18 protein-coding genes are annotated in these 19,458 nt (G+C 64.3%); 12 read left to right on the top strand and 6 right to left on the bottom strand.

The window, feature by feature from the left end; genetic code table 11:
* Positions 1-267 precede the first annotated feature (267 nt).
* From bioA to bioB, 4 genes are read left to right on the top strand one after another with little or no spacing between them, the layout of a single operon-like run.
* On the top strand, positions 268-1,545 hold the full coding sequence (gene bioA, locus B0G74_RS18605; RefSeq protein WP_243658224.1) for an adenosylmethionine--8-amino-7-oxononanoate transaminase: 1,278 nt from the start codon (positions 268-270) through the stop codon (positions 1,543-1,545).
* Entirely contained in the window at positions 1,545-2,729 is a 1,185-nt protein-coding gene (gene bioF / locus B0G74_RS18610) for an 8-amino-7-oxononanoate synthase (protein WP_132376269.1), read from the top strand. Before bioA ends, bioF begins: the two co-directional genes overlap by 1 nt.
* Positions 2,726-3,457 carry a dethiobiotin synthase gene (bioD, locus tag B0G74_RS18615; RefSeq protein WP_132376270.1) on the top strand — a complete coding sequence of 244 codons (732 nt, stop codon included), beginning with the start codon at positions 2,726-2,728 and terminating at the stop codon, positions 3,455-3,457. Before bioF ends, bioD begins: the two co-directional genes overlap by 4 nt.
* Before the next feature lie 34 nt (positions 3,458-3,491).
* A complete protein-coding gene (gene bioB / locus B0G74_RS18620; protein WP_132376271.1) occupies positions 3,492-4,574 on the top strand; it encodes a biotin synthase BioB in 1,083 nt (360 codons plus the stop codon).
* 90 nt (positions 4,575-4,664) lie between these two features.
* On the opposite strand, the gene B0G74_RS18625 is transcribed toward bioB, so the two are convergent.
* Together B0G74_RS18625 and B0G74_RS18630 are read right to left on the bottom strand one after the other, a co-directional pair.
* Positions 4,665-5,690, bottom strand: coding sequence for a sulfate ABC transporter substrate-binding protein (locus B0G74_RS18625; protein ID WP_132376272.1), 1,026 nt, complete (start codon positions 5,688-5,690; stop codon positions 4,665-4,667).
* A 137-nt stretch (positions 5,691-5,827) separates the two neighbouring features.
* Positions 5,828-6,430: an alpha/beta hydrolase gene (locus B0G74_RS18630; RefSeq protein WP_132376273.1), complete on the bottom strand. Its 603-nt coding sequence runs from the start codon at positions 6,428-6,430 to the stop codon at positions 5,828-5,830.
* A gap of 361 nt (positions 6,431-6,791) precedes the next feature.
* Between B0G74_RS18630 and B0G74_RS18635 the strand changes: the two genes are divergently transcribed.
* Genes B0G74_RS18635 through B0G74_RS18660 form a run of 6 tightly spaced genes read left to right on the top strand, consistent with a single transcriptional unit; the run spans position 6,792 to position 10,933 of the window.
* A complete protein-coding gene (locus B0G74_RS18635; protein WP_132376274.1) occupies positions 6,792-7,733 on the top strand; it encodes a glyoxylate/hydroxypyruvate reductase A in 942 nt (313 codons plus the stop codon).
* A gap of 60 nt (positions 7,734-7,793) precedes the next feature.
* The gene (locus tag B0G74_RS18640) at positions 7,794-8,720 is read left to right on the top strand and encodes a hydroxymethylglutaryl-CoA lyase (RefSeq protein ID WP_132376275.1); all 927 of its coding nucleotides are present in this window, start codon (positions 7,794-7,796) and stop codon (positions 8,718-8,720) included.
* Positions 8,721-8,774: 54 nt separating this feature from the next.
* A complete protein-coding gene (locus tag B0G74_RS18645; protein WP_132376276.1) occupies positions 8,775-9,296 on the top strand; it encodes a YbaK/EbsC family protein in 522 nt (173 codons plus the stop codon).
* Positions 9,297-9,309: 13 nt separating this feature from the next.
* Positions 9,310-9,534, top strand: coding sequence for a DUF1289 domain-containing protein (locus B0G74_RS18650; RefSeq protein WP_132376997.1), 225 nt, complete (start codon positions 9,310-9,312; stop codon positions 9,532-9,534).
* The gene (locus tag B0G74_RS18655) at positions 9,531-10,016 is read left to right on the top strand and encodes a MaoC family dehydratase (protein WP_132376277.1); all 486 of its coding nucleotides are present in this window, start codon (positions 9,531-9,533) and stop codon (positions 10,014-10,016) included. Before B0G74_RS18650 ends, B0G74_RS18655 begins: the two co-directional genes overlap by 4 nt.
* On the top strand, positions 10,013-10,933 hold the full coding sequence (locus B0G74_RS18660) for an MBL fold metallo-hydrolase (protein WP_132376278.1): 921 nt from the start codon (positions 10,013-10,015) through the stop codon (positions 10,931-10,933). Before B0G74_RS18655 ends, B0G74_RS18660 begins: the two co-directional genes overlap by 4 nt.
* Positions 10,934-11,250: 317 nt before the next feature.
* Here the strand turns inward: B0G74_RS18660 and B0G74_RS18665 are convergent, their stop codons facing one another.
* On the bottom strand, positions 11,251-12,150 hold the full coding sequence (locus B0G74_RS18665; protein WP_132376279.1) for a DMT family transporter: 900 nt from the start codon (positions 12,148-12,150) through the stop codon (positions 11,251-11,253).
* 113 nt (positions 12,151-12,263) lie between these two features.
* On the opposite strand from B0G74_RS18665, the gene B0G74_RS18670 reads away from it, so the two are divergent.
* Positions 12,264-12,734: an Lrp/AsnC family transcriptional regulator gene (locus B0G74_RS18670; protein WP_132376280.1), complete on the top strand. Its 471-nt coding sequence runs from the start codon at positions 12,264-12,266 to the stop codon at positions 12,732-12,734.
* A gap of 53 nt (positions 12,735-12,787) precedes the next feature.
* Here B0G74_RS18670 and B0G74_RS18675 read toward each other — a convergent pair whose 3' ends face one another.
* Complete coding sequence (locus B0G74_RS18675; protein ID WP_132376281.1) at positions 12,788-13,678, bottom strand: alpha/beta hydrolase; 891 nt, start codon at positions 13,676-13,678, stop codon at positions 12,788-12,790.
* A gap of 281 nt (positions 13,679-13,959) precedes the next feature.
* Between B0G74_RS18675 and B0G74_RS18680 the strand changes: the two genes are divergently transcribed.
* Positions 13,960-14,919, top strand: coding sequence for a nitronate monooxygenase family protein (locus B0G74_RS18680; RefSeq protein ID WP_132376282.1), 960 nt, complete (start codon positions 13,960-13,962; stop codon positions 14,917-14,919).
* A gap of 105 nt (positions 14,920-15,024) precedes the next feature.
* Here B0G74_RS18680 and B0G74_RS18685 read toward each other — a convergent pair whose 3' ends face one another.
* Both B0G74_RS18685 and B0G74_RS18690 read right to left on the bottom strand, forming a co-directional pair.
* Positions 15,025-18,435 carry a methylmalonyl-CoA mutase family protein gene (locus B0G74_RS18685; protein ID WP_132376283.1) on the bottom strand — a complete coding sequence of 1,137 codons (3,411 nt, stop codon included), beginning with the start codon at positions 18,433-18,435 and terminating at the stop codon, positions 15,025-15,027.
* 81 nt (positions 18,436-18,516) lie between these two features.
* Positions 18,517-19,455, bottom strand: a complete 939-nt coding sequence (locus B0G74_RS18690; RefSeq protein WP_132376284.1) for a LysR family transcriptional regulator — start codon at positions 19,453-19,455, stop codon at positions 18,517-18,519.
* Between the last annotated feature and the right edge of the window lie 3 nt (positions 19,456-19,458).

Here is a 19,458-nt window from a genome sequence, read left to right on the forward strand (position 1 = left end):
AGCCCCGCGGGCAAAAACCGCGCTCACACCCCTAGTGCAGAGCACGAAATAAACCGCTAATCTCGACCCCGCAAGCCCGCCAAGGGCCGCGCGCAGCGCAGAAAAAAGTGCGCATGAGGCTCGAAAAGGCCCTAAAAAAGCCACGCCGCGCAGCGGCAAAAAAGCACCCCGTGGAGTACCCCTTTGGAAAACCCAGTACCACCATCAGCAGCCCCCGAAGACTGGATCGCCCGCAGCCTCCGAGCCGTCTGGCACCCCTGCACGCAGATGAAGCACCACGAACGCCTGCCGCTGGTGCCCGTCGCGCGCGGTCAAGGCGCGTGGCTCTACGATCGCGCCGGTCATCGTTATCTGGATGCCATCAGCTCCTGGTGGGTCAACCTGTTCGGTCACGCCAATCCGCGCATCAACGCGGCACTGAAAGACCAACTCGACACGCTCGAACACGCCATGCTCGCCGGCTGCACGCACGAACCGGCCATCGAACTCGCGGAGCGGCTCAGCGCGCTCACGAACAACACGCTGGGCCACGCGTTCTTCGCGTCGGATGGTGCGTCCGCCGTCGAAATCGCCCTGAAGATGAGCTTCCACTCGTGGCGCAATCGCGGTTTCGCCGACAAGCAGGAATTCGTCTGCGTCGCCAACAGCTATCACGGCGAAACCATCGGCGCGCTCGGGGTCACCGATGTCGCGCTCTTCAAGGACGCCTACGATCCGTTGATCCGCCACGCGCACGTCGTGGCATCGCCCGACGCGCGCCTCGCCCAAGCCGACGAAACCGCCGCCGATGTCGCACGCCGTGCGCTCGATCACGTTCGCTCGCTGTTCGACGCACGCGCCACGAAAATTGCCGCGCTGATCGTCGAGCCGCTGGTGCAATGCGCCGCCGGCATGGCCATGCACGACGCGTCGTATATCGCGGGATTGCGCGCCTTGTGCGATCAATACGGCGTGCATCTGATCGCCGATGAAATCGCCGTCGGCTGCGGACGCACCGGCACCTTCTTCGCATGCGAACAGGCCGGCATCTGGCCGGACTTTCTCTGTCTGTCGAAAGGCATCAGTGGCGGCTATCTGCCGCTCTCGATCGTGCTGTCCCGTGATGAAATTTTCGAAGCCTTCTATCACGACGACACCGCGCGCGGCTTCCTGCACTCGCATTCGTACACCGGCAATCCGCTCGCGTGCCGCGCCGCGCTCGCCACGCTCGATCTGTTCGCGAGCGACAACGTGCTCGCCGTCAACGCGCAAAAATCCGCGAAGCTGAAGGCCGCGCTCGCGCCGCTCGCGGAGCACAAGCAAGTCCGCAATCTGCGCCAATGCGGCACGATCTTCGCGTTCGACGCCGTGATCGACGATGCTCAGCAAGCCAAAACATTCTCGCGCCGCTTCTTCGAAAACGCGTTGCAGCGCGAACTGCTTCTGCGCCCGATTTCGACCACGGTGTATCTGATGCCTCCTTATATCCTCGACGACGAAGAACTCGCGCTGCTCGCCTCGCGCACGCGCGAAACCTTCGAAGCCACGCTCGCGGAGACCCGCTGATGCACCTGCTCGACACGCTCACCGAAGGCCTGAAGGAAATCGACGCGCGCGGCCTGCGCCGTCGCCGCCGCACCGCCGACACACCGTGCGCGGCGCACATGACAGTGGACGGCCGCGAAATCATCGGCTTCGCCAGCAACGACTATCTCGGCCTCGCCGCGCATCCGCAGCTCATCGCGGCGATCGCGGAAGGCGCGCAACGTTATGGCGCGGGTAGCGGCGGTTCGCATCTGCTCGGCGGCCACTCGCGCGCGCATGCGCAACTCGAAGACGATCTCGCGGAATTTGCGGGCGGCTTCGTCGACAATGCGCGCGCGCTCTACTTCAGCACCGGCTATATGGCGAATCTCGCCACGCTCACCGCGCTCGCGGGCCGCGGCACGGCGCTCTTCTCCGATGCTCTGAATCACGCGTCGCTGATCGACGGCGCGCGTCTGTCACGCGCCGACGTGCAGATCTACCCGCACTGCGATACAGAAGCGCTGAGTGCGATGCTCGAAGCCTCGGACGCCGACGTCAAGGTGATCGTCTCCGATACCGTCTTCAGCATGGACGGCGATATCGCGCCACTGCCGCGCCTGCTCGAACTCGCGGAGCAACACGGCGCGTGGCTGATCGTCGACGACGCTCACGGTTTCGGCGTGCTCGGCCCGCAAGGCCGCGGCGCGATCGCGCAAGCCGCGCTACGCTCGCCGAACCTCATTTCGATCGGCACGCTCGGCAAGGCGGCCGGCGTCTCCGGCGCGTTCGTCACGGCGCATGAGACGGTGATCGAGTGGCTCGTGCAGCGCGCGCGTCCGTACATCTTCACCACGGCATCGGTGCCGGCCGCGGCGCACGCGGTGTCGGCGAGCCTGCGCATCATCGGTGGCGAGGAAGGCGACGCGCGGCGCGCGCATCTTCAGCAATTGATCGAACGCACGCGCGCCATGCTGAAGGCGACGCCGTGGCTGCCGGTCGACTCGCATACGGCCGTGCAACCGCTCATCATCGGCGCGAACGAAGCCACGCTCGACATCGCGGCCACGCTCGATCGCGCGGGTCTGTGGGTGCCGGCGATCCGTCCGCCGACCGTGCCCAGCGGCACGTCGCGTTTGCGTATCTCGCTATCGGCCGCGCACTCGCAAGCGGACCTCGACCGGCTCGAAGCAGGCTTGCAGCAACTCGGAGCGAAAGCGGCATGAGTGGCTCGAGTCAAAACGCACTGTCCTTATTCGTCACTGGCACCGATACGGAAATCGGCAAGACGTTCGTCTCGTCGGCGTTGTTGCGCGGCTTCGTCCGCGAAGGCCTGCAAGCCGCCGCGATGAAGCCGATCGCCGCCGGCGCATTCGAACTGAACGGCGTGCTGCACAACGAAGACGCGGATCAACTCGATGCCGCGTCGAACGTCCTGCTGCCGCCCGAAATGCGCACGCCCTATCTGCTGAAAGAACCGGCCGCGCCGCATATCGCGGCCGCGCTGGAAAACGTGACATTCGATCTCGACCATATCGTCGACTGTCATGCGCAAGCTCTCAAGCGCGCGGAGATCGTCGTGGTGGAAGGCGTCGGCGGCTTTCGTGTGCCGTTGACGGCCACTCAGGACACCGCCGATCTAGCCGTCGCGTTGAGGCTGCCGGTCGTGCTGGTGGTCGGCATGCGGCTCGGCTGCATCAGCCATGCGCTGCTCACCGCCGAAGCAATCGCCGCACGCGGGCTCACGCTCGCCGGCTGGGTTGCGAACCGCATCGATCCGGACATGACGTTCCCCGATGAAAACATCGCGTCGATCCGCGAGCATCTCGCCCGCGAATACGACGCGCCGCTGCTCGGCATCGTGCCGCATCTGAGTCCGGCTTCGCCCGAACTCGCAGCGGCGCAACTCGACATCAACCGGCTTTTGCAGACGCTGCGGCACACGCAGCGCTGAAAAACTCACACATCCATCCATGAGGATTGACGACATGACGCAACTGAACATCGCTCCGACGCCCGCCGACACGGCAGTGGCAAACAACAATGCCAACGCCGCGGCAACCAAGCAGGTCGCGCGCTGGCGCGTCGCCGACATCGTCGCGTTGTACGAACTGCCGTTCAACGATCTGATGTTCAAGGCACAGCAAACCCATCGCGAGCATTTCGATGCGAACACCGTGCAACTGTCGACGCTGCTGTCGATCAAGACCGGCGGCTGCGAAGAAGATTGCGCGTACTGTCCGCAGTCGGTGCATCACGACACGGGCCTGCAAGCCGATAAGCTGATGCCGGTCGACGAAGTGCTCGCCGCCGCAAAAGTCGCCAAGGAAAACGGCGCGACGCGCTTCTGCATGGGCGCCGCGTGGCGCAATCCGAAAGACCGTCACCTCGAACCGATCAAGGACATGATTCGCGGCGTAAAGGCCATGGGTCTGGAAACCTGCGTGACGCTCGGCATGCTCGAAACGCATCAGGCGCAAGGACTGCGCGAAGCGGGCCTCGACTACTACAACCACAACCTCGATACGTCGCCGGAATTCTACGGGCAGATCATTTCGACGCGCACGTATCAGGATCGCCTCGACACGCTCGAACGCGTGCGCGATGCAGGCATCAACGTGTGCTGCGGCGGGATTGTCGGCCTGGGTGAATCGCGCCGTGAGCGCGCCGGCCTGATCGCGCAACTGGCGAACATGGAGCCGTATCCGGAATCGGTGCCTATCAACAATCTGGTGCAGGTGGAAGGCACGCCGCTGACCGGCACCGAAGCGATCGACCCGTTCGAATTCGTGCGTACGATCGCGGTTGCGCGCATCACCATGCCGCGCGCGATGGTGCGTTTGTCGGCCGGACGCGAGCAGATGGACGAAGCGCTGCAGGCATTGTGCTTCCTCGCTGGCGCGAATTCGATTTTTTACGGCGATCAGTTGCTGACCACCAGCAACCCGCAAGCAGAAGCGGACCGCAAGCTGCTCGAACGCCTCGGCATTCGCGCCGAGGCCGCGCAACAGATGCCACTCGATCAAAGCGGCTGCGAGCATGGCTGCGATAAACACGCTGCGCCGAACTGAGCGTTTGTATCGCGTGAGATAAAGCACGAGCAATAAAAAAGGCTGCCTCGTTTTTGAGGCAGCCTTTTTACTTACTACACGACTGGAGCTTTACTTCTTGTCGACGATGATCTGATCAAACGTCCCGCCATCGGAGAAATGCGTTTGCTGCGCTTTCTGCCAGCTACCGAACATCTCTTCCACCGTGAACGTCTTGATCGGCTTGAACTCCGCAGCATGCTTCGCGAGCACGGTCTTGTCACGCGGACGCAGATGATGCTGCGCGATGATGTCCTGCGCGGCCGGCGACCACAGATAGTCGAGATACGCCTGCGCTTCCTTGCGCGTTCCGCGCTTGTCGACCACCTTGTCGACGATCGACACCGGCGGCGCCGCCAGCAAGCTCACCGACGGATACACCGCCTCGAAATTGCCCCCGCCCACGCCCGTGTCCATCAGCGCCACTTCGTTTTCGAAAGTCACCAGCACGTCGCCGATGCCGCGTTGCGTGAACGTGGTCGTCGCGCCGCGGCCGCCCGTGTCGAGCACCGGCACATTCTTGAAGATCTCTTTTTCGAAATCGAGCGCCTGCGCGTCGGTGCCGCCGTGCTGCTTGCGATAACCCCATGCGGCGAGATACGAGTAGCGTCCGTTGCCCGATGTCTTCGGATTCGCGATGATCACCTGCACGCCCGGCTTGGCGAGATCGTCCCAGTCCTTGATGTGCTTCGGATTGCCCTTGCGTACCAGGAACACCATCGTCGTGGTGTACGGCGCGCTGTCGTCCGGCAGACGCGCGCGCCAGTTGGCCGGTACCAGTTGACCTTTCTCCGCGAGCAGGTCGATGTCGTTCGGCTGGTTCATCGTCACCACGTCGGCCTGCAGGCCTTGCAGCACCGACAGCGCCTGAGCGCTCGACGCGCCGTGCGACTGGCGGATTGACACGTTCTCGCCGCTCTTCTGCTTATACGCCGCGATGAAGCCGGCGTTGATGTCCTTGTACAGCTCGCGCGTCACGTCGTACGACACGTTGAGCAGCGATGTATCCGCGTGCGCCGTCGACATGCCCGCCAGCGCGAGCGTGATTGCCGTCATGCCGGCTGCCCGCCAGCGCGATGTCCCCGTCTTGCCTGCCATCTTGTCCCCGCCTATCGATGATGAAAAACCAGTGGCCGCACGAACGTGCAGCGTGAAGCGGGATTCTAACGGATCGCTTACTTGGCCAGTGACCCGTTCGCGCGTCACTCGATGCGCGAACGCCGCGGCCCAATCGCTCACACGAACGCGTGCTGTGCGGCCTCGAACGGCTCCTCGCGAAAACGCAGCGGCGCCGCGCAATGCACCAGCGTATCGACGAAATACTTGGCGCGCGGCCACGGACCGAATCCGGCCGCGGTGTTGATATGCCCCGCGTCGCCGAGGTTGACGAACGCGCTGCCGAAACGCTGCGCGAGATCGCGCGAACCGGCGAGCGGCATCCATGGATCGGTTTCGCTGCCGATCAGGATCGAAGGCACGCCGAGACGCCGCGCGTCGAACGGTCCCGCGAAGGCGAATTTCTGCGGACTCGCGGGCGCGACGAACAGTACGCCGACCACGTCGTTCGCATATGAGGCCTGCTGCAACGCATGCGCAGTCGCGAGGCAACCGAAGCTATGCGCGGCAAGCACGAATGGCCCGCGTTCGCGCGCCAGCAGATCGCGCAGCGATTTCGACCACAGCGCGAGGTCCGGCGCGTCCCAGTCGGCTTGCTCGACGCGCAGCGAGCGCGCGAACTGCCGCTCCAGCCAGCTCTGCCAGTGCGCGCCCTCGCTGCCGTGCAAACCGGGAACGGTGACGAGCCGCGGCGGCCATGTCGATTTGGTGCATGAAAGCATGTGTGTGCCTCGCTGCGGGAATCGGGGTAATGATTGTCCCGCCGGGCGCCGCGCGGACGAACCAAGTTTTTGTGCTTTGGTTATCGGGCAAATGAGCGAGCAAATGCGCGGACAAATGCACAGGCAAATGCACAGGCAAATGCGCCGCCAGATATGGGCCGCGCGGCGGAAAACTCATCGCCGAACCGCACGCCCGTACGCAAACGCGCGCGATTCGCGTCGAAAAAGTAGAATGAAGCCTACCCATAAAAGGAGGAGGCCTCATGCCGCAAGCGTCGTCCGCAACGCCGCAGCCGTCGCGCCGGCCATGCCGTGGCTTCTTCGTCACTCGACCCGAACTCGCAGGCGCCTTCCGCACCGTATGAAAATCCTCTTCTACATGCCGCATGCCGACGCCGCAGTGTGGCTGCACGACTTCGCCCGCGCCCTGCCGGACGCCGATCTGCGTGAATGGCAGCCGGGCGACAGCGCGCCGGCCGACTTCGCGGTCGTGTGGCGTCCGCCACGTGAGATGCTGGCCGGCCGCGACGATCTGCGCGCGATCTTCAATCTCGGCGCGGGCGTCGACGCGATCCTCGCGCTCGAACACGAACAGCCCGGCACGTTGCCGCGCAACGCGCAGTTGATCCGTCTCGAAGACACCGGCATGGCGCTGCAAATGGCCGAGTATGTGACGCACGCGGTGCTGCGCTACCTGCGCCGTTTCGACGAGTATCAGACGCTGCAGAACGAGCGCCGTTGGGAAGTGCTCGAACCGCATTCGCGCGACATTTTCACGGTCGGCGTGCTGGGACTCGGCGTGCTCGGCGCGCATGTCGCACAAGCGCTCGCGGCGTTCGGTATGCCGGTGCGCGGCTACAGCCGCAGCCCGCGGCAGATCGACGGCATCACGACGTTCGCCGGCGAAGCCCAATTCGACGTGTTTCTCGACGGCGTGAAAGTGCTGGTCAATCTGCTGCCGCATACTCCGGAGACGAGCGATGTGCTGAACGCGCGCACCTTCGCGAAGCTCGCGCACGGCGCGTATCTGATCAACGTGGCGCGCGGCGGCCATCTGGTCGAACAGGATTTGCTCGACGCGCTCGCGAGCGGGCAGCTCACCGCCGCCACGCTCGACGTGTTCCGCGAGGAACCATTGCCACCGGATCATCTGTTCTGGCAAGAGCCGCGCATCACGATCACGCCGCACGTGTCCGCGCTGACGTTGCGCGAAGAAAGCGTCGCCCAGGTCGCGCGGAAGATCACCGCGCTCGTGCGCGGCGACACGGTCAGCGGCGTGGTGAATATCGAACGTGGATACTGAACCCATCGAATCCCATTGAAGGAGCGCCGCCACGCGCGGCGTCGACATAGGAGACACATCATGGCCCTGCCCCAGCAAGTGAAAATCGTCGAAGTCGGTCCGCGTGACGGATTGCAGAACGAAAAAGAGTTCGTCCCTACCGCGACCAAGATCGAGTTGATCAACCGTTTGTCGGCCGCGGGCTTCCGCAACGTCGAGGCGGCTTCGTTCGTGTCGCCGAAATGGGTGCCGCAGATGGCCGACGGCGCCGACGTGATGGCCGGCATCGAACGGCGTCCCGGCACGATCTACTCGGTGCTGACACCGAACCTTCGCGGTTTCGAGGGCGCGCTCGCCGCGCGTGCCGACGAGATCGTGATCTTCGGCGCGGCCAGCGAAGCGTTTTCGCAGAAGAACATCAACTGCAGCATCGCGGAAAGCATCGACCGGTTCGCGCCTGTCGCGCAGGCGGCGAAGGAACACGGCCTGCGGATTCGCGGCAGCGTATCGTGCGCGTTGGGCTGTCCGTATCAGGGCGAAGTGCCGGTCGCGTCGGTAGTGGATGTGGTCCAGCGTTTCGCGGCGCTCGGCTGCGACGAGATCGATATCGCCGACACGATCGGCGTCGGCACGCCGAAGCGCACACGTGAAGTGTTCGAGGCCGTCACCCAGGTATTTCCGCGCGAGCGTCTATCCGGCCACTTCCACGACACTTATGGTCAGGCGCTCGCCAACATCTACGCGGCGTTGCAGGAAGGCATCGAGATTTATCACGCGTCGGTGGCGGGCCTCGGCGGCTGTCCGTATGCGAAGGGCGCGACCGGCAACGTCGCGACCGAAGACGTGCTGTATCTGATGAACGGCGTCGGCATCGAGACCGGCATCGACCTCGCGCAAGTCGTGGCGATCGGCGATTTCATCTCGACGTCCATCGGTAAGCCCAATGTCTCGCGCGCCGGTAAAGCGCTGCTCGCCAAAGCGCGCAGCGAAGCGGCCAACTGCGTCTGACGTTGGTTCGACGCGTTGGCTGAACACTCATGCAATCAATCAGGACCTGAAACGATGACGGACCACGCTTCTCTCGAATCCGACGATCTCACCGCGCTGCCCGACTCGGCACGCCGCGTCGCGCTGCTGCTGCGCGAACGCGGTCACGCGGGCCGGATCGTGATGCTGCCGGAAACCGGCAAGACCTCCGCCGAAGCCGCGGCAGGCCTCGGCTGCTCGGTCGCGCAGATCGCCAAGTCGATCCTGTTTCGCCGCCGGGAAGACGACGTGCCGGTATTGGTGATCGCGAGCGGCGCGAATCGCGTCGACGAAAAGAAGGTCGCCGCGCAGGTCGGCGACATCGGCCGGGCGGACGCGAAGTTCGTCCGCGAAAAAACCGGCTATGCGATCGGCGGCGTTTGCCCGATCGGTCATGCGACCGAGCCGGTCACGCTGATCGACGCGGATCTGCTCGAACTAGACAGTCTGTGGGCTGCCGCGGGTCATCCGCATGCGGTGTTCAATCTGACGGCGCAGGAACTGATCGCGCTGACGGGCGCGCCGGTGATCGACGTGGCGCTGCGCGAGACGGCGTGACGCGATGACGATGATGACAGCAGGTCCCGATAACGAAGACCACCACGCCGTGCCGTCGCCATGCATCAACGTATGCAGGATGGACGCGTCGACCGGCTGGTGCGAAGGATGCCTGCGCACCATCGACGAAATCGCCGGCTGGTCGTTGTTCGACAACGACGCGAAGCGCGCGGTCTGGGACGCGATCGAGGCGCGCCACGCGGAGTTCGTCGCGAGCCAGCCGAAGGTGCGGCGATGAACGCCGCGCCACGCATCGTCACGGTTGGAGAGACGTTTAGTTCGACGTTGGCGCTATCGGCGGAGTCGGTGAAATCGTTCGCTGCGCTCGTCAACGACTACAACCCGCTGCATCACGATGAAGCGTATGCCGCGCAAAGCCGCTTCGGCGGCCTGATCGCGTCCGGCACGCAACCGACCGCGCATTTCATGGCGCTGCTCGCGACGCATTACTCGACCTACGCGCAACCGCTCGGTCTGGAGTTCGATATCAAGCTGAAGAAAGCCGTCCATGCGAACGACACGCTCACGATCACCTGGCGCGTGAAGCATGCTTACTGGAAGCCGAGCCTGAACGGCGATCTGACGCATCTCGAAGGCTCGGTCGTGAATCAGCGTGGCGAGACCATGCTGGTCGGCTCGTCGACGATTCTCGTGATGCCGAAACCCGAAGCGTCCGCGAATGCGGATGCTGAGGCTAACGCAGCGCCCAACTCGCCATGATCGCGCTGCCGGAATCGATTCGGGTTTTCGAGCGCGGCTGGCTCTCGTCGAACAACGTGCTGCTGGTGGACGACGCCTGCGCCGCGCTCGTCGATACCGGCTATGCCACGCACGCGCCGCAAACGCTCGCCTTGGTGCGGCAAGCACTCGGCGCGCGGCCGCTCGATCTGATCGTCAACACGCATCTGCATTCGGATCACTGCGGCGGCAACGCGTTTTTGCAGGCGACGTGGCCGTGCCGCACCGTCATTCCGGCCTCGGAAGCCGGCGCTGTGCAGGAGTGGGACGAAGCGCGCCTGACGTTTCGCGCCACCGGCCAGACCTGCGAGCGCTTCACCTTCACCGGGACGATCGCGCCCGGCGCGCAGTTGCGGCTCGGCGCGCTCGACTGGGACGTGCTCGGCGCACCCGGCCACGATCCGCATTCGCTGATGCTGTACTGCGCGAGCGAACGCATCCTGATCAGCGCGGACGCGCTCTGGGAAAACGGTTTCGGTGTGATCTTTCCCGAGCTGGAAGGCGAAAGCGGTTTCGCCGAGGAGCAAGCCGTGCTGGAAGCCATTGCGAGGCTCGACGTGCGCCTCGTGATCCCCGGCCATGGCTCACCCTTCACGAATGTCGAACAGGCGCTTGAACGCGCGTTTTCGCGTGTTGCGTGGCTGCGCGCCGATCCGGCACGCAACGCAAAGAACGCGCTGAAGGTGCTGATCGTGTTCAAGCTGCTCGAAGTCCGTGCAATGGGCTTCGACACGTTACTGCAAATGCTCGACGACGCCAGTGTGATGCGCGCCGCCGCGTCGATGCTCAAGCCGCGCGACGAATGGCCCGCGCTGGTGCGAGGGATCGTCGAAGAGCTGGAGGGGAAGAATGGACCGCTGGAAGTGGATGGAGCGCGCATCGTCGCGCGTGCGGCCTGACGCGCCGCCGCTGACACAGGCACGCTAGATACCGTCGCTACAAAAAGAAAGCCGCTCGACCATTACAGGCGAGCGGCGGAAATTCTGTCGGACGTGATCAGCGTCAAGACGCATGATACGCGTGCCTGTTTTTTGACCGCATCGGTGATTTCCCTACAGAAGTTTGACGTCTGCTTTTAAAGCCGCATACACGTCACGTGACGAGGCCCCGCAGTCGCGTATCTTTCGAATCATTAGTCCGCGGATATGAACAATCTGCGCATCCGATTACTCTGGAATCCGTAGCATTGTGATTGATCGCAACGGCGCGACGCCCGTCAGGTCGACGACAGGCGCTTTTGCGGCACGATCCGCCAGCCGAGATTGACGCCGGCCGCGGCCACCAGAATCAGCACTGCGCCGAGCACCTGAATCCACGCGAGCGTTTGTCCGAACGCAACCCGGTCGACAATGATCGCCACCACCGGATAGATGAACGAGAGCGCGCCAGTCATCGAAGTCGGCAGCTTCTGGATCGCGCCGTACAGCAGCACGTACATGAGGCCCGTATTGACGACGCCGAGCACGATCAATTCGAGCCATTGCACGCCGGTTGTGGGCAACGCGTCGAAGCGCACGAACGGCGCGAGCATCAGCACGCCGAGCGACACCTGGATCAACGCGATCAGATGCGGCGGCGTGCCCTTGAGCCGCTTCGTAATGATCGACGACACCGCATACATCGCCGCCGCGCCCACCGCGTACGCGACGCCGACCAGATATTGCCCCGGCACCGCCAACACCGCCGGCTCGACCTTCACGACGAACACGAGGCCGATGAACGCGACCACCAGCCAGGCCACCGTCGACGCGCTGATGCGCTCGCGGAACACCAACGCGCCCAGCGCCACCAGCATGAACGGCTGTGTGTTGTAGACGGCCGTCGCCATCGAGATCGACGCGCGCGAATATGCGGCGAACAGCAACACCCAGTTGATGACGATCGCCGCGCCGCCGAGCAACGCGAGGCCGAGCATCTTCCACGAGAAGAGCCGGCGCCGGAACAGCCCCAGCACGGCGCACACGAGCGCGAGCGTCGCTCCGCCGAAAATGCAGCGGAAGAACACCACATTGAACGGGCTTTGCTGCGACGACACCACCAGCCAGCCGATGGTGCCGGACATCAGCATCGCCATGGTCATTTCCGCGGCTCCGCGGCGGATTTCATTTGACGCCATGATTCGATCCTCGATTGATCCCTGCATGACGAGCAGTGTAATTAATCCGATCGTGCGAATACATGGCTAAACTTAAGTATTCACGCGATGCAGCCTAATAATCGAAGGCCGTCATGACCAAACGCCTTACTCCTCCAACGCCCGCCCTGCTCGACGATACGGACCGGGCGCTTCTCGCCGCGCTCGCGGAAGACGCGCGTCAGCCAGTCAGCGAACTGGCGCGTCAGGTCGGCCTGTCGGCGCCGAGCACGGCGGAGCGCGTGCGCAGGCTCGAAGCGCAAGGCGTGATCGAGCGCTTCACGGTGCAGATCGATCCGCGCGCGCTCGGCTACACGCTGCAGGCCGTCGTGCGCGTGAAGCCGTTGCCCGGTCAGTTGCATCTCGTGGAAGAGGTGATCCGGCGGATTCCGGAGTTCGTCGAATGCGACAAGGTAACGGGCGACGATTGCTTCATCTGCCGCCTGTATCTCCATTCGATCGAACAGCTCGACGAAATTCTGTCGAAAGTCACCGAGCGCGCGGAAACCAGCACCGCGATCGTCAAGTCGACGCCGGTCGCGCGCCGCTTGCCGCCGCTCGGTTGAGCTACGCGCGGGCGCGGCTTCGCGTATGAGCAAACCGGAACGGACGGAAAGGCCTACTGTTCGACCGCTTCGAAGAAAGACAGCATTTCGGCGACCAGTTCGTCCGACGCTTCTTCAGGTATGTAGTGGCCGCAAGACAGCGCGCGGCCACTCACGTCACGCGCCACATGACGCCATTCCGACAGCGCGTCGAAGCACTTCTCGATCACGCCCTTGTCGCCCCACAGCACGCGCAGCGGACAGCCGATCTTGTGGCCGCGCTCGATGTCGGCACGATCGTGTTCCAGGTCGATGCTCGCCGACGCGCGGTAGTCCTCGCACATCGCGTGCACCGCGCCCGGTTGCGCGAGGGCCGAGCGATAGGCGTCGAGCGCGGCGGGCTCGAACGGCGCCAGGCCCGCGTGACGGCTGCCCATCACCGCATCGACATATGCCGCCGGATTCGCGCCGATCAGCGTTTCGGGCAGCGGCTCCGGCTGGATCAGGAAGAACCAGTGGAAGTAGTGCGTCGCAAAGGTGCGGTCGGTGGCCTCGTACATGGCGAGCGTCGGCGCGATGTCGAGCAGCATCAGACGCTCGACGGCATCAGCATGATCGAGCGCCATGCGATGCGCGACGCGCGCGCCGCGATCGTGCGCGCACACGAGAAAACGTTCGAAGCCGAAATGGCGCATCACGGCGACCTGATCGGCCGCCATCACGCGCTTGGAATACGGCGTGTGCGCGGCGTCGCTCGGCGACTTGCCCGATGCGCCGTAGCCGCGCAAGTCAGTGGCGATCACCGTGAAATGCTGCGCCAGTTGCGCGGCGCACTTTTGCCAGATCAGATGCGACTGCGGATGACCGTGCAGCAACAGAAGAGGCGGCCCCGCCCCGCCCTTCACTCCGAAAATATCGACATCGCCCACGGCGACGCGAAAGGGCGTGAAATCCTCGAAGGCCATGACGTCTCTCTCGTGATTTTGGAGTCCCTGCATTGTAAAAGCCCAATGTGTCCACGCGAGGTGGGATAGCCCACGCAAACATAGAACCTGAACACTCCTTCCAACTGTTCCAAACGACCCAATCGAACGCGTACGCCGCGCTTCGCCTATAATCGAACGACCGTTCTTAAATTTTCGGATGGCTGCGGCTGGCAAAAGCGCTGCAAGCCATGTGCCGCTAAACTCAGTCATCGCCGGCGCGCAACGACGCACCGGCTCGCTTAAATCAGGAGACTCGCACTATGGCATTGCCCGCCGTCCTGCAAAAACTTGCGCTGCCCGTCGTCGCTTCGCCGATGTTCATCGTCAGCTACCCCGAACTTGTGTTGGCTCAATGTAAGGCCGGGATCGTCGGCTCGTTCCCCGCGCTGAATGCCCGCCCGGCCGAACTGCTCGATGAATGGCTCACGCAGATTCAGGCGCAGCTCGCGGAGCACAAGGCGGCCAACCCCGAGGCGGTCATCGGGCCGATCGCCGTCAACCAGATCGTCCATCAGTCGAATACGCGGCTCGAACACGACGTGCGCGTGTGCGTCGAACACAAGGTGCCGATTTTCATCACGAGCCTGCGGGCGCCGGCGCGGGAAATCGTCGATGCGGTGCATAGCTACGGCGGCATCGTGCTGCATGACGTGATCAACTTGCGTCATGCGCAAAAGGCGCTGGAAGCAGGCGTCGACGGACTGATCCTGGTGGCGTCCGGCGCGGGCGGCCATGCCGGCACGACCTCGCCCTTCGCGCTGGTCGGCGAAGTGCGGCGCATGTTCGACGGCCCGATCGTGCTGTCGGGCTCGATCGCCAACGGCGGCTCGATTCTCGCGGCGCAGGCCATGGGCGCGGACCTCGCCTATATGGGCACGCGCTTCATCGCGACCAAGGAAGCTCACGCTGTCGACAGCTACAAACAGGCGATCGTCAACTCCACGGCGTCGGACATCATCTACACGAACCTGTTCACCGGCGTGCATGGCAACTACATTCGCGAAAGTATCCTGAACGCGGGGCTGGACCCGGACGCGCTGCCGGAATCGGACAAGACCAAGATGAACTTCGGCAGCGACAAGGCGAAGGCGTGGAAAGACATCTGGGGCGCAGGCCAGGGCGTCGGCCTGATGGACGACGTGCCGAGCGTGAGCGAGCTGGTGCGGCGTTTGACGAAGGAATATGACGATGCGAAGGCGCGGCTGGGCATCGCGCGCTGAGCATCATGTTGGAGCGCCTCGGGTGAGGTGCCTGGGTTAAGCGGTTTCGTATGCTGCGGCTTGGCTCCACGCCAGGCCGCAGCAGCGATCGCCACGCAGCAGGGCTTACATATTGCGGCGGTACTGTCCGCCCACTTCAAACAACGCATGCGTGATCTGCCCGAGCGAGCAGACACGCACGACGTCCATCAGCACCGCGAAGACGTTTTCATCGTCGATCACCGCGCGCTTCAGGCGTTCGAGCGCGGCGGGCGCCGCGTCGCGATGCTGCGCCTGGAACGCGCGCAGACGTTGCAACTGACCTTGCTTTTCATCGTCGGTGGAACGGGCCAGCGCGATCGGCTGCGGCGCCTCGTGCGGATGCGCGCTCAAAAACGTATTCACGCCGACGATCGGATACGAGCCGTCATGCTTGCGATGCTCGTACAGCATCGACTCGTCCTGGATGCGCCCGCGCTGATAGCCGGTTTCCATCGCGCCGAGCACGCCGCCGCGCTCGGTCAGCCGGTCGAATTCGGCGAGCACCGCCGCTTCCACCAAATCGGTCAGTTCCTCGATCACGAAGCTGCCCTGGTTCGGATTCTGATTCTTCGCAAGCCCCCATTCACGGTTAATGATCAACTGGATCGCCACCGCGCGGCGCACCGAATCCTCGGTGGGCGTGGTGATCGCTTCGTCGAAGGCGTTCGTGTGCAGCGAGTTGCAGTTGTCGTAGATTGCAATCAGCGCCTGCAACGTGGTGCGGATATCGTTGAAGTCGATCTCCTGCGCGTGCAGGCTGCGGCCCGAAGTCTGCACGTGATACTTGAGCTTCTGGCTGCGTTCGTTCGCGCCGTAGCGCTCGCGCATGGCAACGGCCCAGATGCGTCGCGCGACGCGGCCCAGCACCGTGTACTCCGGGTCCATGCCGTTCGAAAAGAAGAACGACAGATTCGGTGCGAAGTCGTCGATCGACATGCCGCGGGCCAGATAGGCCTCGACATAGGTGAAGCCATTCGCGAGCGTGTAGGCAAGTTGCGAGATCGGGTTCGCGCCGGCTTCGGCAATGTGATAGCCGGAGATCGACACCGAATAGAAATTGCGCACGCCGTGCTCGACGAAGTACGCCTGAATATCGCCCATCACTTTCAGGCTGAATTCGGTCGAGAAGATGCACGTGTTCTGGCCTTGGTCTTCCTTGAGGATGTCGGCCTGCACGGTGCCGCGCACGTTTTCCAGCGCCGTGCGGCGCGTCGCGGCGAGTTCGTCGTCCGTGAGCGGGCGGCCTTGCTGCTGCGTCATGCGCGCAATCTGCTGATCGATCGCGACGTTGAAGAACATCGCGAGGATGGTCGGCGCGGGCCCGTTGATCGTCATCGAGACCGAGGTTTCCGGCGCGCAGAGGTCGAAGCCGTCGTAAAGCGTCTTCATGTCGTCGAGCGTCGCCACCGAGACGCCCGAATTGCCCACCTTGCCGTAGATGTCGGGGCGCTCGTCCGGTTCTTCGCCGTAGAGCGTGACCGAGTCGAAGGCGGTCGACAGACGTTTGGCCGGCATGCCTTCTGAGAGCAGCTTGAAGCGGCGGTTGGTGCGTTGCGGATCGCCTTCGCCGGCGAACATCCGCGTCGGGTCTTCGTTTTCGCGGCGGAATGGGAACACGCCCGCGGTGAAGGGAAAGTAACCGGGCAGATTGTCGAGCATCAGCCAGCGCAGAATCTCGCCGTGGTCGACGAACTTCGGCAGGGAGACTTTGCGGACCTCGGAGCCCGACAGCGTCGTGACGGTGAGCGCGGTGTGGATCTCACGGTCGCGGATTCGGACGATGTGTTCGTCGCCTGAGTAAGCGGCGACGGTTTGCGGCCAGGTGTCCAGCAGGGCGCGCTCGCGTTCGCCGAGAGAGGTGGTGCGTTGGGTGATGAGAGCGTCGAGTTGCTGAAGCGACGGATTGGCGCCAGCACCTTCTGTGTTCGCCGCTGAACCTGCAATTGAGTTCGCCGACGTGTTTGCGCCGGCGTCCGGGTTCGCAACCGCCCTTGCAGCCGCACCCGCTTCAGCCAGCATCCGACGCGCCTCGACAAGTTGCCAGCGCTCGCGCGCCACGCGCGCTTGCGCGTCGGCTCGCTCGCGATATGCGTGGACCGTCTGCGCGATGTCCGCCAGATAGCGCACTCGCGCCGGCGGCACGATGGCGTTGCGGTCGCTCGAAAAGCGCAGACCTTCGGGCGCGGCCAGCCGGTCGCCGCCAGCGCGCAAGCCGTGCTTGCGCAGCGCCTCGGCGACGTGCCGGTAGAGCGCGGTCACGCCGTCGTCGTTAAAGCGCGAGGCGATCGTGCCGAACACCGGCATCGCTTCCGGCGCCTTCGCGAAGTCGCCGCGATTGCGCTGCACCTGCTTGCCGACGTCGCGCAACGCGTCCGGCGCGCCCTTGCGATCGAACTTGTTGATCGCGACGAAGCCGGCGAAGTCGAGCATGTCGATCTTCTCCAACTGGCTCGCTGCGCCAAACTCGGGCGTCATCACATACAGCGATTCGTCGACGAACGGCACGATCGCCGCATTGCCCTGGCCAATCCCGGATGTTTCGACGACGATCAGGTCGAAGCCCGCCGCCTTGCACAGCATCAGCGCGTCGGGCAGCGAGTCGGAGATTTCGCTCGATGCCTCGCGCGTCGCCATCGAACGCATATACACGCGCGCGCCGCCGCCCCAGTCGCCGATGGCGTTCATGCGGATGCGGTCGCCCAGCAGCGCGCCGCCGGACTTGCGGCGCGATGGGTCAATGGCGAGCACGGCGATGGTGAGAGCGTCGCCGTAGTCGAGGCGAAAGCGCCGGATCAGTTCGTCGGTGAGCGAGGATTTGCCGGCGCCGCCGGTTCCGGTGATGCCAAGGATGGGGGTCGTGGTTGCCTTCGCCTGCGCGGACAGTTTTTCGCGGGCGGATGCGTCGATAGCGCCTGCTTCGAATGCGCTGATGAGTTGCGCGAGGCGGCGGAAGGTGTGGGATGCGGGGTCGGCCGCGTTAGCCGTGCCGGCAATGCTGGGCGCGTTGGCGATGTCGGCGGCGCTGACGCGCGCGCCTTCGGCGCAGCGCGCGATCATATCGTCGATCATGCCTTGCAGACCAAGCCGCTGCCCGTCCTGCGGCGAATAGATCTTCTCGACGCCGTAACGCTCGAGTTCTGCAATTTCCTCAGGGACGATCACCCCACCGCCTCCACCGAACACCTTCATGCGCTCGCCGCCGCGCGTTCGCAGCAAGTCGACCAGATAGCGGAAGTATTCGTTATGGCCGCCCTGGTAGCTGGACACGGCGACGCCATCGGCGTCCTCGTGCAGCGCGGCGGTGGCGACTTCATCGACGGAGCGGTTGTGGCCGAGGTGAATCACCTCGACCCCGCTCGCCTGCAGAATGCGCCGCATGATGTTGATCGACGCATCGTGGCCATCGAACAAAGCGGCCGCCGTGACAAAGCGCAGGCGCCGGCCCGCGGGCAGCTTGTGGCTGCCGGCGCGCTGCGGCGTGGACAGATCGGTCATGTCTCCCCCAGATCGTTCGCGTATGGGTGTTGCCAACCAGTATAGCGAAACGGGTCGAGACGCCTCGGCGGCCTGGGCGGCCTAGCGCACCGCCAACGCCTTGATCTGTTCGAGCGACGGCCACAGCGACTCGTTCGCGAACCGCTCGGCGAGAAAGTCGACAAACGAGCGCACCTTGGCCGACAGATGCCGGCGGCTCGCATAGACCACGTGAATGGGCAGTTCGCGCGGCGGCACGTCGTCCACCAGCAGCGGCACGAGACGCCCCGCGGCCAGATCGTCGCCGATCACCTCGGTGCCGAGCATCGCGATGCCCGCGCCTTGCAGCACGATCACGCGCTGCGCTTCCAGATGATTGACGATCAGATTGCCCGTCAGACGCACGCGCGGCGAGGCGTCGCCGGTCGCGGGCGCGATTTCGAGCGCCGACACGCCCGCGTATTGCAGATAGTTGTGGCGCGCCAGATCGGCGACTGTCTTCGGCGTGCCGTGCCGCTTCAAATACGCCGGCGACGCGCACAGCACGAGGTGCGCGGTCGCGATCTGCCGCGCGATTAATGAAGAAGACTTCAGCCCGCTCGGTGAAGCGCGGATCGCGACATCGAAACCCTCGTCGATCAGTTCGACCACGCGGTCCGACAAGGTCATATCGACGATGACCTGCGGATATTGCGCGGCGTAGTCGGCCACCGCGGCCATCACGTGGCTCAGGCCGAACGCCGACAGCGACGAGACCCGCAAGCGTCCCTGCGGCACGACGCTCGCTGCGCCGACCACCTGCTCGGCCTCCTCGAGTTCGGTGAGCACCTGGCTCAGACGCTCGTAGTACTCGCGGCCCGCCTCGGTCGGCGCGACCCGCCGCGTGGTGCGGTTCAAGAGACGCGCGCCGAGTTGCTGTTCGAGGTGCATCACGTGCTTGCTCGCCATGGCCGCCGACATCTCCATCCGTTCGGCCGCGCCGACAAAGCTGCCGACTTCGACCACGTGGCGGAACACTTTCATGCTGACGAGGGTATCCATCTC

The organism is Paraburkholderia sp. BL9I2N2 (genome assembly GCF_004339745.1).
In the GTDB taxonomy this organism is placed as follows: domain Bacteria; phylum Pseudomonadota; class Gammaproteobacteria; order Burkholderiales; family Burkholderiaceae; genus Paraburkholderia.